The sequence below is a fragment of the Pseudomonadota bacterium genome (assembly GCA_016719885.1).
Taxonomy (GTDB): domain Bacteria; phylum Pseudomonadota; class Gammaproteobacteria.
Window position 1 is genome coordinate 23,357 of sequence record JADJYF010000022.1, and the last position, 15,122, is coordinate 38,478.

General features: G+C 68.1%; 9 protein-coding genes. 4 read left to right on the forward strand and 5 right to left on the reverse strand.

Translation table 11 applies throughout. The annotated features are described in order from the left end of the window. The first annotated feature begins 134 nt into the window (after window positions 1-134). The 4 genes from IPM80_20295 to IPM80_20310 all read left to right on the forward strand — a co-directional run bounded on the left by IPM80_20295 (window position 135) and on the right by IPM80_20310 (window position 9,465). Window positions 135-1,877 (forward strand): CocE/NonD family hydrolase, encoded by a 1,743-nt coding sequence (locus IPM80_20295; protein MBK8960694.1) that lies wholly within the window; start codon window positions 135-137, stop codon window positions 1,875-1,877. 52 nt (window positions 1,878-1,929) lie between these two features. After that, complete coding sequence (locus tag IPM80_20300) at window positions 1,930-2,856, forward strand: DMT family transporter (GenBank protein MBK8960695.1); 927 nt, start codon at window positions 1,930-1,932, stop codon at window positions 2,854-2,856. A 133-nt stretch (window positions 2,857-2,989) separates the two neighbouring features. Next, on the forward strand, window positions 2,990-4,204 hold the full coding sequence (locus tag IPM80_20305) for a beta-lactamase family protein (protein MBK8960696.1): 1,215 nt from the start codon (window positions 2,990-2,992) through the stop codon (window positions 4,202-4,204). Window positions 4,205-4,341: 137 nt separating this feature from the next. After that, window positions 4,342-9,465, forward strand: a complete 5,124-nt coding sequence (locus IPM80_20310) for a S8 family serine peptidase (GenBank protein MBK8960697.1) — start codon at window positions 4,342-4,344, stop codon at window positions 9,463-9,465. Window positions 9,466-9,571: 106 nt separating this feature from the next. On the opposite strand, the gene IPM80_20315 is transcribed toward IPM80_20310, so the two are convergent. The 5 genes from IPM80_20315 to IPM80_20335 all read right to left on the reverse strand — a co-directional run bounded on the left by IPM80_20315 (window position 9,572) and on the right by IPM80_20335 (window position 15,122). After that, window positions 9,572-10,411, reverse strand: a complete 840-nt coding sequence (locus tag IPM80_20315; protein ID MBK8960698.1) for a c-type cytochrome — start codon at window positions 10,409-10,411, stop codon at window positions 9,572-9,574. 25 nt (window positions 10,412-10,436) lie between these two features. Then, window positions 10,437-11,114 carry a hypothetical protein gene (locus IPM80_20320; GenBank protein ID MBK8960699.1) on the reverse strand — a complete coding sequence of 226 codons (678 nt, stop codon included), beginning with the start codon at window positions 11,112-11,114 and terminating at the stop codon, window positions 10,437-10,439. A gap of 113 nt (window positions 11,115-11,227) precedes the next feature. After that, a complete protein-coding gene (locus IPM80_20325; protein ID MBK8960700.1) occupies window positions 11,228-11,935 on the reverse strand; it encodes a hypothetical protein in 708 nt (235 codons plus the stop codon). After that, a complete protein-coding gene (locus IPM80_20330; protein ID MBK8960701.1) occupies window positions 11,932-14,841 on the reverse strand; it encodes a (2Fe-2S)-binding protein in 2,910 nt (969 codons plus the stop codon). Before IPM80_20330 ends, IPM80_20325 begins: the two co-directional genes overlap by 4 nt. Continuing rightward, window positions 14,838-15,122, reverse strand: coding sequence for a sarcosine oxidase subunit delta (locus IPM80_20335; protein ID MBK8960702.1), 285 nt, complete (start codon window positions 15,120-15,122; stop codon window positions 14,838-14,840). Before IPM80_20335 ends, IPM80_20330 begins: the two co-directional genes overlap by 4 nt.

Sequence of the window (15,122 nt, forward strand, 5' to 3'; positions counted from 1 at the left end):
GGCGGAGTATAGACCGGGCGTCGCGCGCCGCGCCGCACCGACAGTGCATTACCCGATGCGGGGCGGTGCGTGGCGGGCATAGCCGCTATACTCCCGGCCCCCTTCGTGAATCGTTAACGCCAGGCAGCCGCGCCATGAATCTCGTCATCGAAAAGAATCTCAGCGTCGCGATGCGCGACGGCGTGAGCCTCGCCACCGATGTGTATCGTCCGGCCGGCGACGGCGCGTGGCCGGTGGTGATGCTGCGCCTGCCCTACAACAAGGAGAACCCGGTGCTGCTGTTCCTGGCCGGCGACATCCTGCGCGTGGCGCAGGCCGGCTACGCGGTGGTGGTGCAGGACTGTCGTGGCACCTTCGCTTCGGGCGGCGCATTCGATCCCTACTTCCAGGAAGCCGAGGATGGCGCCGACGCCATCGCCTGGGCCGCGGCCCAGCCCTGGTGCAGCGGCGCGGTGGGCACCATGGGCGCTTCCTATTACGGCGCCACGCAGTGGCTGGCGGCTGGCCAGGCGCCGCCGGCGCTGCGTGCCATGGCGCCCTTCATCACCACCGACCAGTACTACGACCGCTGGACCTACCAGGGCGGCGCGTTTCAACTGGGCTTCATGCTGCAGTGGTGCGCCTCGACCTTCGCGCTCGGCGAAACGGTGAGGCGTCTCGGCCAGGGCCGTGCCGGGCTCGCCGAACTCGGCGCCGCGATTGCCGGCGGCGACGGCGTGGCCGCGGCCTACGAGCACCTGCCGCTCAACAGCGTGCCGGGGCTTGCCGATCTCGCGCCCTACTATTTAGACTGGCTGGCGCACCCGGGCTACGACGACTACTGGCGTGGCGCCGCGCCGTGCGAGCAGTACGAGAACATCACCGCGCCGGCGCTCAACTTCGGCGGCTGGTACGACCTCTTCCTCGGCGGCACGCTCGCCAACTACACCGGCATGAAGGCGCGCGGCGGCAGTGAAGCGGCGCGCACCCGGCAGCGCCTCGTGATCGGCCCGTGGGTGCACGGCTACAACGGCGGCGTCTATCCCGAGCGCAACTTCGGCCTGATGGCGATGGACGCCGTGGCCGACGTCACCGCCATGCAGATCCGCTGGTTCGATCACTGGCTGAAGGGCGAGGCCAATGGCGTGCCCGACGACAAGCCGGTCAAGCTCTTCATCATGGGCCTCGATGCCTGGCGCGAGGAGGCCGACTGGCCCTTGCCCGACACCCGCTTCGAGAAGTGGTACCTGCACAGCGGCGGCCGCGCCAATACCGCGGCCGGCGATGGTGAACTCTCGCCGCAGGCGCCGCGCGCTGAAACGCCCGATACCTATCTCTACGATCCGCGCGACCCGGTACGCACCTGCGGCGGCGCGACCTTCCTGCCCGGCCTCTTCATCGCCGCCAATGCCGGGCCGCGCGATCAGCGCGCCGTCGAAAGCCGCGCCGACGTGCTGTGCTACACCAGCGCCGTGCTCGCCGAGGACACCGAGCTCACCGGCCCGGTGAGCCTCACGCTGTACGTGAGCTCCTCGGCGCTCGACACCGATTTCACCGGCAAGCTGGTGGACGTCCATCCCGACGGCCGCGCCATGATCCTGACCGACGGCATCCTGCGCGCGCGCTATCGCGAGTCGCTGTCGGCGCCGAAGCTCATGCAGCCCGGCACGGTGTACGAACTCGTCATCGACATGGTCGCGACCGCCAACCTGTTTCGCGCCGGTCATCGCATCCGTCTGGAAGTGTCGAGCAGCAACTTCCCGCGTTTCGATCGCAACACCAACAGCGGTGGCGTGATCGCCGAGGAGAGCGCCGACGATTTCGTGGTGGCGACCAACCGCGTGTGGCATGACGAGCGCCATCCGTCGCATGTCGTGCTGCCCGTGATACGACGGTGAGGGCGGCCAGGACGCACCTGCCCCGCGCTCGTCATGGGCGGGGAGGCAGGCCATGAGCCGTGGTTTCATGCCGGGTTTCATCGTCTCGCTCGTCGCGGTGATCTTCTGGGGCGTGCAGCTGCCGGTGGCGAAGGACGCCTTCGTCGCGGTCAACCCGTTTCACCTGAGCCTGTTCCGCTACTGCGTGGCGGTGGCCTGCCTGGTGCCCTTCCTGGTGGCGCGCGAAGGCTGGGCCGCCTTGTCCTACCGTGGCCTCGGCGGCCGCGCCATCGTGCTGGGCCTGGTCGGCATGTGCTTGTCGCCGATGGGCGCCTTCGTCGGCATGTCGCTGTCGAGCGCCGAACATTGCGTGGTGCTGGGCGCACTGCAGCCGACCATGGCGGTGCTGGCGATGTGGTTCATGAAACGCCAGCGTCCGGCCAATTTCACGCTGGTATGCATCGCGCTCGCGTTCGCCGGCGTGGTGCTGGTGGTGACCAACGGCAATCTCGAATTCATCAACTCGAGCTCGCAGCTGCTCGGCGATCTGATCATCCTGCTCGGCGCCGGCTGCTGGGTGATCTACACCGCGGGCATCGGCCGCCTGACCGGCTGGAGCACCTGGCGCATCACGGTGTTGACCATGATCCCCGGCACGCTCGGCACCATGCTGCTGACTTCGGTGCTGGTGGCGGTCGGCCATATCCACGCACCGAGTGTCGCGGCCCTGCAGAGCGTGGCCTGGCAGCTCGCCTATCTCAGTCTCATCGGTGTGACGTTCTCGATGATGGCGTGGAATTTCGGTTCGCGGCGCATCGGCGTGCTGAACTCCAGCCTGTTGATCAACTTCATGCCGGTGGTGACCTTCACCTGGCGCGCGCTGCACGGCCACGCCTTTCATCGCATCGAGCTGCTCGGCGCGGCGATGGTGGTGGGCGCGCTGATTGCCAACAACATGTTCCTGCGTCGCCAGTACCTGGCGAGGACGCAGGCCGATTGATGTCGGTGCAAAATGTGCAAGGTCGTCCGACTGAAGTCGGACCCACAATCGACCATGGCCGCACATTCTTGTGTGGGTCCGACTTCAGTCGGACATTGATTTGCGCGGCAAACAGTGCGAGAGGCTGAGCCCGATGCACCACGCCACCCCCGAACAAGTCGGCCTGTGTTCCAAGCGTCTGTCGCGCATCGGCCCATGGATGCGCGAATGGGTGGACAGCGGTCGCCTGCCCGGCATGGTGACGCTGGTCGCGCGGCGCGGGCGCGTGGCCTGGTTCGACAGCTACGGCCTGCGCGACGTCGCGGCCGGCGCGGCGATGGGCACCGACACCGTGTTCCGCATCTATTCCATGAGCAAGCCCTTGACCAGCGTCGCCATCATGATGCTCTACGAGGAGGGCCGCTTTCAGCTCGACGACCCCATCGCCAGGCACCTGCCGATGTTCGCCGACATGCGCGTGTTCAGCGGTGGCAATGCCGAGCATTACGAGACGGTGGCGGCCAACGGGCCCATCACCTTCAAGCAGCTGCTCACCCATACCTCGGGCCTCACCTACGGTTTCCTGGAAGCGACGCCGGTCGATGCGCTGTATCGCCAGCACGGCGTCGATTTCCAGGTGGCCGACAAGCCCTTGCTCGACATGATGGCGCCGCTGGCGGCGCTGCCGCTGCTCAATCATCCCGGCGCCGAATGGAACTACAGCGTCGCGACCGACGTGCTGGGCGCGCTGGTGGAAGTGCTGGCTGGCCAGCCCTTCGAGCAATTCATGCGCGAACGCATACTCGTGCCGCTCGCCATGCATGACACCGATTTCCATGTGCGTGAAGACAACCACGGCCGCTTCGCCGCCAACTACACGCGCAGCCGCGACGGCGGCCTGAAGCAGATCGACAGCGCCACCGACAGCCGCTATCTCAAGCCGCGCACCTTGATCTCGGGCGGTGGCGGCCTGGTATCGACCGCCGCCGATTACTTCCGCTACTGCGCCTTCATGCGCAACCTGGGCGAACTGGACGGTGTGCGCCTGCTCGGCCGCAAGACCGTTGAATTCATGACGCGCAATCACCTGCGCGGTGACATGGCCGACATGGGCCAGCCGCGCTTCAGCGAATCGACCTATAGCGGCATCGGCTTCGGGCTCGGGTTCTCGGTGATGCTCGATCCGGCCAAGGCCGAGATCATCGGTTCGCCCGGTGAATACGCCTGGGGCGGCGCCGCCAGCACCGCGTTCTGGGTCGATCCGGTCGAAGACATGACGGTGATCCTGCTCACCCAGTTGCTGCCGTCATCGACCTATCCGCTGCGTCGCCAGCTGCGCGTGCTCACCTACCAGGCCATCGTCGACTGAAGGCCAGCGGACGGCGGCGTGGCGACGGGCGCGCGACCGCCATTTGCAAAACAATGCCGCCTGCGGAGCCAAGCCCTTCTAAGCCCGGCCGCGAATTGCTACCGTCGGCGGGCCGTTGCCCTTGACAGCGAATCCCCATGGTGAAAAAGCGTAGCGCCCCCAAGTTCGAAGCAGCTCGCAGCGAGCCTGGCGAGACCCTGTCGGCATGGCGGCCGCCGACCGCGGACGTGCCGCCCGCGCCGCACCGGACCGGCGCCGCGACTTTCGGCGGCGCATCCGAGTCGAGCGGCGCCCTCTCGCTCCATACCCCCAGCGCTTCGAATCCACCGCATGACGCCAGCGCGCCCCTGACACTGCGCTCGGCCGACCTGCCGGCGAGCTACAACGATCCCTTGTTGCCGTCCTATTGGCATCTCGGCGGCACGGGCGGCGCGACCAAGGGCATCAATGTCAGCGCGGTATGGAACGAGTTTCGCGGCACGGGCGTGCTGCTCGGCATCGTCGACAACGGCGTCGATTACCTGCACCCGGAGCTGGCCGCCCATTACGACACCACCCGCGACTACGACGCCGCCCAGGGTGACTTCGACGCCTATCCGACGCTCGCCGGCGACAACCACGGCACCGCCGTCGCCGGTACGGCCGGCGCGCTGCTCGACAACGGCGTGGGCGGCGCGGGCGCCGCGCCCGGCGCGACGCTGGCGGGCTACCGCATCACTTTCGGCACCGGCACCGAGAGCCAGGTGGGCGACGTGTTCTCGCGTCTCGACCAACTGGATGTCGCCAACAACAGCTGGGGCTACTCGGGATTCCTCGGCGACAACTTCCTGTCCTCGGTATTCGCACCCGCCGCCAATGGCCTGCTGCAGGCCCTGCACGGCGGCCGCCAGGGACTCGGCACCATCGTGGTGTTCGCGGCCGGCAACGAGGGCGCGAGCGGGCAGAACGTCAATTACCACAGCTTTCAGAATCACCGCGGCGTGGTCAGCGTCGCCGCGCTCGACAGCGCCGGCAACGTCGCGAGTTTCTCGACGCCGGGCGCGGCGCTGCTGGTGGCGGCGCCGGGCGTCAACATCCAGACCACCGACCGCGTCGGCGCGGCGGGTTACAACAGCACCAACGCCGTGACCTTGAGCGGCACCTCGTTCGCCGCGCCGCTGGTCAGCGGCGTGGCGGCGCTGATGCTGGAAGCCAATCCCGCGCTCGGCTGGCGCGACGTGCAGGAGATCCTCGCCTCCAGCGCGGTGCTGAGCGGCGGCAGCGGCGCGTGGGATCTCAATGGCGCCAGCAACTGGAACGGCGGCGCCATGCATGTCGGTCACGCTTTCGGCTTCGGCCTGGTGGACGCCATGGCGGCGGTGCGCATGGCCGAGAGCTGGCGCGCGCAATCGACCTCCGCCAACGAACTGGTGACGGGCGCGACGCTGTTTCCCGGTGACGCGCTCGCCGATCTCGGCAGCCTGCAATACGGACTCACGCTTGGTGAAGGTCTGCGTATCGATCGCGTCGAGGTCGACATCGTCATCGAGCACGCCTCGATAGGCGATCTCAGCATCACGCTCACCAGTCCGAGCGGCACCCAGAGCGTGCTGTTCGCCAATCCGCCCACCACCCAGGACAACATCGTCTTCACGTTCTCCACCACCCACAGCTGGGGTGAGCTGTCGAACGGCAGCTGGACGGTGTCCATCAACGACACCCTGGCCGGCAATGCCGGCGTGGTGCACCAGGTCGGGGTCTATGCCTTCGGCGATGCGGCTGTCGACGACACCTACGTCTATACCGGCGAATTCCATCGCTTCGCCGACCTCGACGCCAGCCGACTCGTGCTGACGGACGCCAATGGCGTCGACACCATCAATACCGCCGCCATCGCCGGCGACACCTCGATCGATCTGCGCGAAGGGCATGCCAGCAGCATCGATGCTCGCGTCGTCAATCTCGCGGCCGGCACCGTCATCGAGAACGTCGACAGCGGTGACGGCAACGACGTCCTGCACGGCAATGGCGTCGCCAATTCGCTGCGCGGCTGGCGCGGCGACGATCAGCTGTTCGGCGATGCCGGCAACGACACGCTCGACGGCGGCGCCGGCAACGATCGCCTGGACGGCGGCGCCGGCATCGACCTCATGCGCGGTGGCCAGGGCAACGATGTCTATGTCGCCGACGAGCTCGGCGACGCTGTCGAAGAAGCGCAGGATGCCGGCCTCGACACCGTCGAGACCGGTCTTGGCGTCTACACCTTGAATGCCAATGTCGAGAACCTGACCTACACCGGCGGCGCCACCCTCACCGCCACCGGCAATGCGCTGGCCAACCTCATGCTGGGCGGCGCCGGCAATGACAACATCAGTGGCGCCGACGGCGCCGACACGCTGTTCGGCGGCGCCGGCAACGACATCTTGGATGGCGGCGCGGACATCGACTACGCCTGGTTCAGCTACCTGCTGGGCGATTACAGCATCGTGACCTTGGGCGGTGTCACGACCGTCACGCACCTGGTCGGCGCCGAGGGCGTCGACACCCTGACCCATTTCGAATTCCTGCGTTTCTCCGACCAGTTGTTCTCGCTCACCAGCCTGCCGATAGACGGCGACGATGGCGACAATGTCCTGCTCGGCACCGCCAGCGACGACACCCTGCGCGGCTTCGGTGGCAACGATCGCCTGCGCGGACTGGGCGGCGCCGACGTGCTCGATGGCGGCCTCGGTAACGACACGGCGGACTATTCCGGCAGTGCGGGTGCCGTGAACGTCAATCTCGCGAGCGGCAGCGCCAGCGGCGGCGATGCCGCGGGCGACAGCTTCGTGTCGATCGAAAACCTTATCGGCTCGAGCGGCAACGACGTGCTCGGCGGCGATGGCGCCGCCAACCACGTGCAAGGCGGTGATGGCGACGATAGCCTGAGCGGTGGCGGCGGCGCCGACGTGCTGGCCGGCGAAGCGGGCGACGACACCTATGTCCTCGCCGATACCAGTGCCAACCTGGTGGAAGTGGCCGGCGGCGGCATCGACACCGTGCGCGTCAGCATGACGAACTACACGCTGGCCGCGGAGTTCGAACGCCTGGTCTATACCGGCAGCGGCGCTTTCACCGGCGTCGGCAATGGCGCCAACAACGAAATCATCGGTGGCGACGCCGCCGACAGCCTCGACGGCGCGGGCGGCGATGACGTGCTGGACGGCGGCGTGGGCAATGACACCCTGCGTGGCGGCAGCGGCAACGACAGCTACCGCGTCGACAGCAGTGGCGACGTGCTGGTGGAAACCTCCACCGGCGGCATCGACACCGTCGTCACCACGCTCGCCAGCTTCACGCTCGCGAATTACTTCGAGAACTTGCGCTACGCCGGCAGCGGCGGCTTCAGCGCCATCGGCAACACGCTCGCCAATGTGCTGGAGGGCGGCGTCGGCAACGATACGCTGGACGGCCGCGGCGGCGCCGACCAGATGAGCGGAGGGCAGGGCGACGATACCTACGTGGTCGACAACGTCGGCGACGTGGTCAGCGAAGCCGCGCTCGGCGGCACCGACACCGTGCGCACCAGTCTCACGCTCCATACGCTCGGCAGCGAAGTTGAAAACCTGGTTTATACCGGCACCAGCGCGTTCACCGGCACCGGCAATGGTGGCGCCAACCAATTGAGCAGCGGCGCCGGGGCCGATGTGCTGGACGGCGGCCTCGGCGCCGATGTCATGAGCGCCGGCAGCGGCAGTGATACCTACGTGGTCGACAACGTCGGCGACGTGATCGTGGAAAGCGTGAGCGCCGGCACCGACACCGTGCGCGTGAGCCTCGCCGCTTACACGCTCGGCGCCAATCTCGAGAACCTGGTCAACATCGCCGCCACCGGCATCAACGCCGTCGGTAATGCACTCAACAACACCCTGACCGGCGGTAACGGCGCCGACACCCTGTCGGGCCTGGCTGGCAACGACGTGTTGAATGGCAACGGCGGCGCCGATGTCTTGCAGGGCGGTGACGGCACCGACACCCTGAACGGCGGCAGCGGCGCCGATGACATGGCTGGCGGCGCGGGCAACGACACCTACACGGTCGACGATGCGGGCGACGTGGTCAGCGAAGCACTCAGCGCCGGTACCGACACCGTGCGCGTCGCGCTCGCGGCTTACACCATGTCCGCCAACCTCGAAACCATGACGGTGACTTTCGCCGGCGGCGCGCTGGTGTTCGGCAACGCGAGCGCCAACAGCATGACCGGCGGCAACGGCAACGATCAGCTGTCGGGCCTCGACGGTAACGACAGTCTCACCGGTGGCGCCGGCGACGACCTGCTGGTCGGCGGCAACGGCAACGATGCCTTGGTCGGCGGCGTGGGCATCGATCGGCTCGAAGGCGGCGTCGGCAACGATACCTATACCGTCGACACCGACGGTGACCTGGTGGTGGAACTCGCCGGTAGCGGCACCGACGCCGTGCGCAGCGCCTTGGCCAGCTACACGCTGCCCGCCGACGTGGAGAACCTCACGCTGACGAGCACGCTGGGCGCGAGCGGCACCGGCAACGGCCTCGCCAACGCCCTGACCGGCGGCGCCGGTAACGACAGCCTTTTCGGTCTCGGCGGCAACGACACCTTGAACGGCGGTCTCGGCGTCGATCGCCTGGAGGGCGGCGGCGGCAACGATACCTACAGCATCGACACCCTCACCGACGTGTTGGTCGAGAGCGCGGGCGGCGGCACCGACACCGTGCGCACCACCAACCTCGCGGGCTTCACCCTCGACGCGGAGTTCGAGAACCTGACCAACCTGTCGGCCATCGCCTTCACCGGCACCGGCAACAATGTTGCCAACGTGCTCACCGGCGGCGGCGGCGGCGACACCTTGTGGGGCCTGGCCGGCGATGACAGCTTGTCCGGCGGGCTGGGCAACGATGTCCTCATCGGTGGCGGCGGCCGCGACACCTTGACCGGCGGCGGCGGCGCGGACGTGTTTCGCTACACCGCGCTCGGCGATCTCGGCGCCACCAGCACGACCACCGACACGCTGCGCGACTTTCTGCATGCGCAGTTTGATGTCATCGACCTGTCAGCCCTCGATGCCAACAGCCTGGTGGCGGGCGACCAGGCGTTTTCCTTCATAGGCACGGCGGCGTTCACATTGAACGCCGGAGAACTGCATTACGCGGTGAGCGGCACCACGTCGTCGCTGAGCGGCGACGTCGATGGCAATGGCGTGGCGGACTTCGTGCTGCAGCTGACGTCGGTGACGACGCTGGTGGCGGGCGATTTCGTCGTGTGAGTGCGCCCTGTAGGTGCGAATTCATTCGGACATCCGAGACGCGCTCGCCTGCATGCATTTCAATGTCAGACTGAAGTCTGACCCACGGGGAGATACCCCCCGCTCCTCAATACCGCGCATCCGGCGGCTTGCCGCCTTGCGGCCAGTCTTCGTTCTTGCGCGCGAAATCCGGACGCGGTTGCTTGATGACGTAGGCGGCGATGTCGAACGCGGCCTGGTCGTCGAGGCTGCCGCCTTGGCCCAAGGGCATGTTGGCCTTGATGAAGGCCGCCGCGGTGTTGAGTCGCGCCAGGCCGGCGCCGATGTTGAACGCCTTGTCGCCCCACAGCGGCGGCACGAATTCGGCGGTGCCGATGACGCCGCGACCGGCGCCGTTCTTGCCGTGACAGCTCACGCAGTGTTCGGCGTAGAGCGGCGCGCCGCGTTCGGCGCTCGCGGCCCGCGGCGCTTCGAAGCGCAGAAAGCCGCGACCCTTGACGCTCTCGCCGGTGGGCACTTCGCGCGACAGCCATTGCATGTAGGTCAGGATGGCGGTCATTTCCGGCGCATCGGCCGGCATGCGCTTGCCGTTCAGCGAGCGCTCGAAGCAGTCGTTGATGCGATCTTGCAAGGTGTTGACCTGCGCATTGCGTGCCCGGTATTCGGGGAACACACCCCAGATGCCGACCCACGGCGCGGCGGCCGGGGTGCGACCGCCATCGAGATGACAGTTGGTGCAGGTCAGCGCGTTGCCACTATAGGCCGCCGCGTATTTCGGCGCGTTGCTCAAGATGCGGCGGCCATGGGCAATGGCGGCGCCCACCGGGCCGTCGGGCAGGGGCGCGTCGTGCCAGCCGGGATAGTCGGTGGGCGGCTGGCTGAGCTTGTCGGCGGCGCTCGCGGCGCCGAACAGGGCGAGGCACAGCGGCAACGCCGCCAGCCACACAGCCATTGCGCCACGGCGCACGCCCAGCCTCGTCATCGCGCCGCGCTCAACCCGCGAAGCAGTAGGTACAGCCGCGCGACTGCGCGCCATGCACCGCGATCACGCCCGAGGGTGCGACGAACACACCGGGCATGACCGCTGCCAACCACTCCTTCTTGATCGCTTCGGCGTCGCCATTGGTGCTCTTGGCGAAGGCCATGCTGTAGTGGTGGATGGCCATGCCGCAGGTCGCGACTTTCACGCCGCGCGCCATGAGCTTGTCGAGGCCGGCTTCCATGAGCGGCAGATCGCCCGCTTTCAGATTGGCGAAGGGATTGCGCGTGGCGGGCGCCTTGGTCTGCGGATCGTCGATCTTGAAGAACTCGCCGAACTTGTACTTAGCCCACACGCTGTCGCCGAGCGTGAGCGGGAACGCCGAGTGACGCAGCACGATCACCACGCCGAGTTCCGATTCTGGCACGCCGTAGGCCTGGGCGCCGGTCATGAGAAACACGTGCGACCACATCAAGGGCATGCCGTTGTGGTGCTGGGGCGCGTCGTAGACCTGGCGATGCTTGCCGGGGATGGTGTCGAGCCAGCGCTCGAAGTCGGTGCCGGTGGCGGCGGGCGCGTCGGCGGCCTGGGCGCCGGACACGCTCGTCGCGCTGCCGAGCGCGACAGCGGTGGCGGCGGCCACGCTGCCTAGGAAGCCGCGGCGTTGTTCGGAAGGAAGCTTGCTGGTCATGGGATTCTCCTGAATGTAGTCACCGGCACCGCATCGCGAAGTCCATCGCGACGCGCGCCTATGCTACTTGCTGACGCAGGAAAAAACCCGACCTCGCGCAGTTTTTGCAGTCGTCAGTCGCGGCGCGACTGCGCGGCGCCGACCACGCCGCCGTCCAGCGACAGGGCAACGTCGGTGAGGACGTCCCAGCAATAGAGCGCGAGCGAGGTGTCGACGAACAAACGATAGCCGGGCGTGCCGGCCTCGCCGGCACGCAGCAGCACGGCACTCATCAGTGCCACCTGGGTCTGGGCAATGGCATCGTCACCGAACGACGCGCCGACGTCGACCGCGCACAGGCGCGCGAGCACTTCGAGCGCGCGCCGGCCATCGATGGCGATGCAGGCGAGGCCATGCTGGCGTGGCACGATGTAGGCGCCGGATGGGGCATCGTGCTGCCAACGTGCGACCAGCGTGTCCGTCAGTCCGGCGCTGCCGTCGCCCTCGTCGAAGATCAGGAAATCCTGCGCGCCGAGCCGCGCAACCACCGCGCCGCTCGCGTCACGACACCAGCGATTGGGCGTGCCGGGCAGCATCACGCCCGCGCTGTGCAGCCAGTCGGTGGTGCCACGGCCCTTGAAGCCGATGCGTGGTCGATGGCTGAGGCAGCGCAGCCACGGGCCGTCGTCGTTGCGTGTCGCCGATGCGGGGTGGCCGTGCACGCGCGCGCACACCTGGTAGCCGTTGATGCTTTGCCACTCCGCCGCGAGCGGCGCCAGGCGTTCGTGCAAGGGCCCGCGTCGTGAGTGCAGGGCGGCTCGATGATCGAGGGGCGTGTTCATAGTTTCTGCCGCGCGTTGTCGGCGTCGTAGAACGGCAGTGGCACCACTTCGGCGCTGACGCGGGCGCCGCCGCCGGCCAGCTTGATGTCGAAGCGCGCACCGACCTCGGCCATGTCCGGCGCCACGTAGGCGAGACCGATGATGTGCCCGACCGCTTCGGAATACGCCACCGAGGTCACGCGCCCGACGATGTCGTTGCCGCGCAGGGTCAGGCTGCATTCCTCCGGCACGGGCGTACCCGGCGGCAGGCGGAAGCCGACCAGGCGCCGCGTGAGGCCGCGGCGCGCCATGGCCTCGATGGCGCGCTGGCCGACGAAGAACGGCTTGTCGCCGGCGACCGCCCAGTTCATGTCCACTTCTTCGGGATAGCTGAGTCCGTCGCTGTCCTGGCCGACGATGATGTGGCCTTTCTCGAGGCGTAACAGCCGCTGCGCTTCGATGCCTACCGGTGTCACGCCGAGTTCGGCGCCGCGCGCCATCAACAGCCGCCACAGCGCATCGCCGTGATGGGCGGGCACGTGCACTTCCCAACCGAGTTCGCCGACGAAGCCGACGCGCATGAGGCGCGCGGCCAGGCCGCCGACAAGGCCTTCGCGGCATTCGGAAAAGCCGAAGGCGGTGGCCGACAGATCCACGCCGTTGACCAGCGGCGCGAGCAGTTCGCGCGCCGCCGGGCCGGCGACGTTGATGGCGGCCCACGCGCTGGTGACGTGGATGAGATCTACCTCGAGTTGCCACTGCGCCTGCCAGCGCAGCATCTGGCGATAGACCGCGTCGACGCCGGTGGTGGTGGCGGTGACGTAGAAGAAATCCTCGGCGAAGCGTGCCGCGATGCCGTCGTCGCTGATGATGCCCGCCTCATCGGTCATCAACACGTAACGCAGGCGTCCGAGCGGCTGCTTGGCGTAACGGAAAGTGTAGATGCGTTCGAGAAACTGCGCCGCGTCGGGGCCGCGCACTTCGATTTTGCCGAGCGTCGAGACATCGATGAGGCCGACGCGCTGGTGCACGGCCGCCGCTTCACGCGCCGCGGCCGCCGCCGTACTGCTGGCCTCGCCGTAGTAAGCGGGGCGGTGCCAACTGCCGGCCGGCATCATGCGTGCGCCGTGGGCGAGGTGCCAGTCGTGCATGGGCGTGCGCCGCAGCGGCTGGCGATCGCGCCCGGCGAGATGCGCGATGGGCTCGGGCAGGATGGGCGGGCGCTGCGTGGTGAGCCGCGCGCCGGTCAACACCGCGCCCTGCTCGGACAACGCGATGCGCAGCGTGTTGGCGGCCGAATAGCGGCCCTGCGAGGGGCCCATCACCGCGGTCGAATAACGCTTGACGAGATTGATGTCGGTATAGCCGGCAATGACCGCGTCTTCGATGTCCTTGACCTGCAGGTCTTCATCGACGTCGACGAAGTCGCGGCCACGCTCGTCGTGCACGATGGGCCAGGCGTGGCCATCGGGCGTTTCGAAGGGCGCCGACGGTGGCGCCTCGTCTCGCGTGAGTCCCAGCGCGTGCGCCGCCAGCGCGCCCGCGTGACGTCCATCGGCCATGGCCGCGTCGAGCGAGGCGCGCCCGTTCACGGCGCCGGCCAACATGGCGTGGGCATTGTCGGCGGGTGCGCGTACCACGAACCAGGCGCCGTCGGCTTCGGCGGTCATGTCGCCACCGGCTTGCGACACCAGTTGCGCGGCGGGCATCCAGCCGGCGCTGACACACAGGAGATCGCAGGGCAGGGTGCGCGGCTGGCCGCTGCCGTCGGCGGCCCGCACCACCGCGCCCGCCAGTTCATGGCCGAGCTTGCGCGTCAGCGCTTCGGAGACGACGTGGCCATGCAGGATCTCGACGCCCGCGGTATGCAAGGCGTCCTGCATCGCGTCGCCGTCACGCGCGTCGCGCATGTCGACCACCGCCGCCACTTCGATGCCGGCATCGAGCAGGTCGAGCGCCGCGCCGTAGCCGGCCGCGGTGGCGGTCAACACCACCGCGCGCGTGCCGGGCTTGACGCCGTACAGGTGCATGAGGCGTTGCGCCGCGCTCGCCAGCATCACGCCGGGCGCGTCGTTGTTGCGGAACACCGCCGGCTGTTCGATGACGCCGGTGGCGGCGATCACCACGCCGGCGCGGATCTTGTAGTAGTGGTTGGCGTCCATCGCCGCCAGCCAGTTGTCGGCGAACCAGCCGCTGCAGGTGGCATTGCTCAGCACGCTGATGCGCGGCTCGGCGGCGACGGCCGTGCGCAATTCATGCAAGGCGGCGCGCGCGGCGCCGGCGTCCAGCGCGTGGCGGCCATGGTTCAAGGCGCCGCCGAGTTGCGCACCGTCGTCCACCACGATCACGCGCGCGCCATGCGCGGCCGCCGACAGCGCCGCGCTCATGCCGGCCGCGCCACCGCCGATCACGGCGACGTCGGCGAAGCGATGGATGTGATCGACGGTCTCGTGCTCGGCGCTGCGCTCGACGCGCCCGAGGCCGGCCATGCGTCGGATCACGGGCTCCCAGAATCGCCAGGCGCGGCCCGGCTTGTAGAACGCGTGGTAGTAGAAGCCGACCGGCAGGAAGCGGCTCACGGCTTCGACCGCGCGGCCCCAGTCAAAGGCGAGATTGCCGGCCACGTTCTGCGCGCTGACGTTAAGCCCCGCTTCGATCAGGCGCGCGTCGGCGCGCACGTTGGGCTCCGGCCCGACCTGCACCAGGCAGTTGGCATCGTTGCCGGCCAGGGCATGGATGCCGCGTGGACGGTGGTACTTGAACGAGCGCGACAGCGTGCGCACGCCGTTGGCGGCCAGCGCGCTGGCGATGGTGTCGCCGGCATAGCCGTTGTAACACTCGCCGTCGAAACGAAAGCGGATGAGCCGTTCACGATCGATGAGTGAACCGTAGGGCGCCGCCAGGCGCATGTGCGTGCGCTTGCTCATGCGTCCTTGCCCGTGTCGCGCGCGCCGAACAGCCGCGACGCCGGGTAGGTGGTGAGGATGGTGTCGGTGGCGGTGTCGCGCTCGGCGATGAACCAGTAGGCGCTGGCGCTATGGAACCACCATTCGCGCACCACGCCGCGCGTGTTGTTCTCGATGAACAGGTATTCCGCCCAGCGCCGGTCGTCGACGCTCGCCGGCTCGGGCATGGCGCTGACGGTGCCGCCGTAGACGAACTCGGAAATATTGCGCGGACCGTTCAAGGGACAATTCAGGATCTTCAT

Coding starts and splice junctions, on each gene's coding strand:
- IPM80_20295 (MBK8960694.1), top strand. CDS start 135: ATGAATCTCGTCATCGAAAAGAATCTCAGCGTCGCGATGCGCGACGGC.
- IPM80_20300 (MBK8960695.1), top strand. CDS start 1,930: ATGAGCCGTGGTTTCATGCCGGGTTTCATCGTCTCGCTCGTCGCGGTG.
- IPM80_20305 (MBK8960696.1), top strand. CDS start 2,990: ATGCACCACGCCACCCCCGAACAAGTCGGCCTGTGTTCCAAGCGTCTG.
- IPM80_20310 (MBK8960697.1), top strand. CDS start 4,342: ATGGTGAAAAAGCGTAGCGCCCCCAAGTTCGAAGCAGCTCGCAGCGAG.
- IPM80_20320 (MBK8960699.1), bottom strand. CDS start 11,114: ATGACCAGCAAGCTTCCTTCCGAACAACGCCGCGGCTTCCTAGGCAGC.
- IPM80_20325 (MBK8960700.1), bottom strand. CDS start 11,935: ATGAACACGCCCCTCGATCATCGAGCCGCCCTGCACTCACGACGCGGG.
- IPM80_20330 (MBK8960701.1), bottom strand. CDS start 14,841: ATGAGCAAGCGCACGCACATGCGCCTGGCGGCGCCCTACGGTTCACTC.
- IPM80_20335 (MBK8960702.1), bottom strand. CDS start 15,122: ATGAAGATCCTGAATTGTCCCTTGAACGGTCCGCGCAATATTTCCGAG.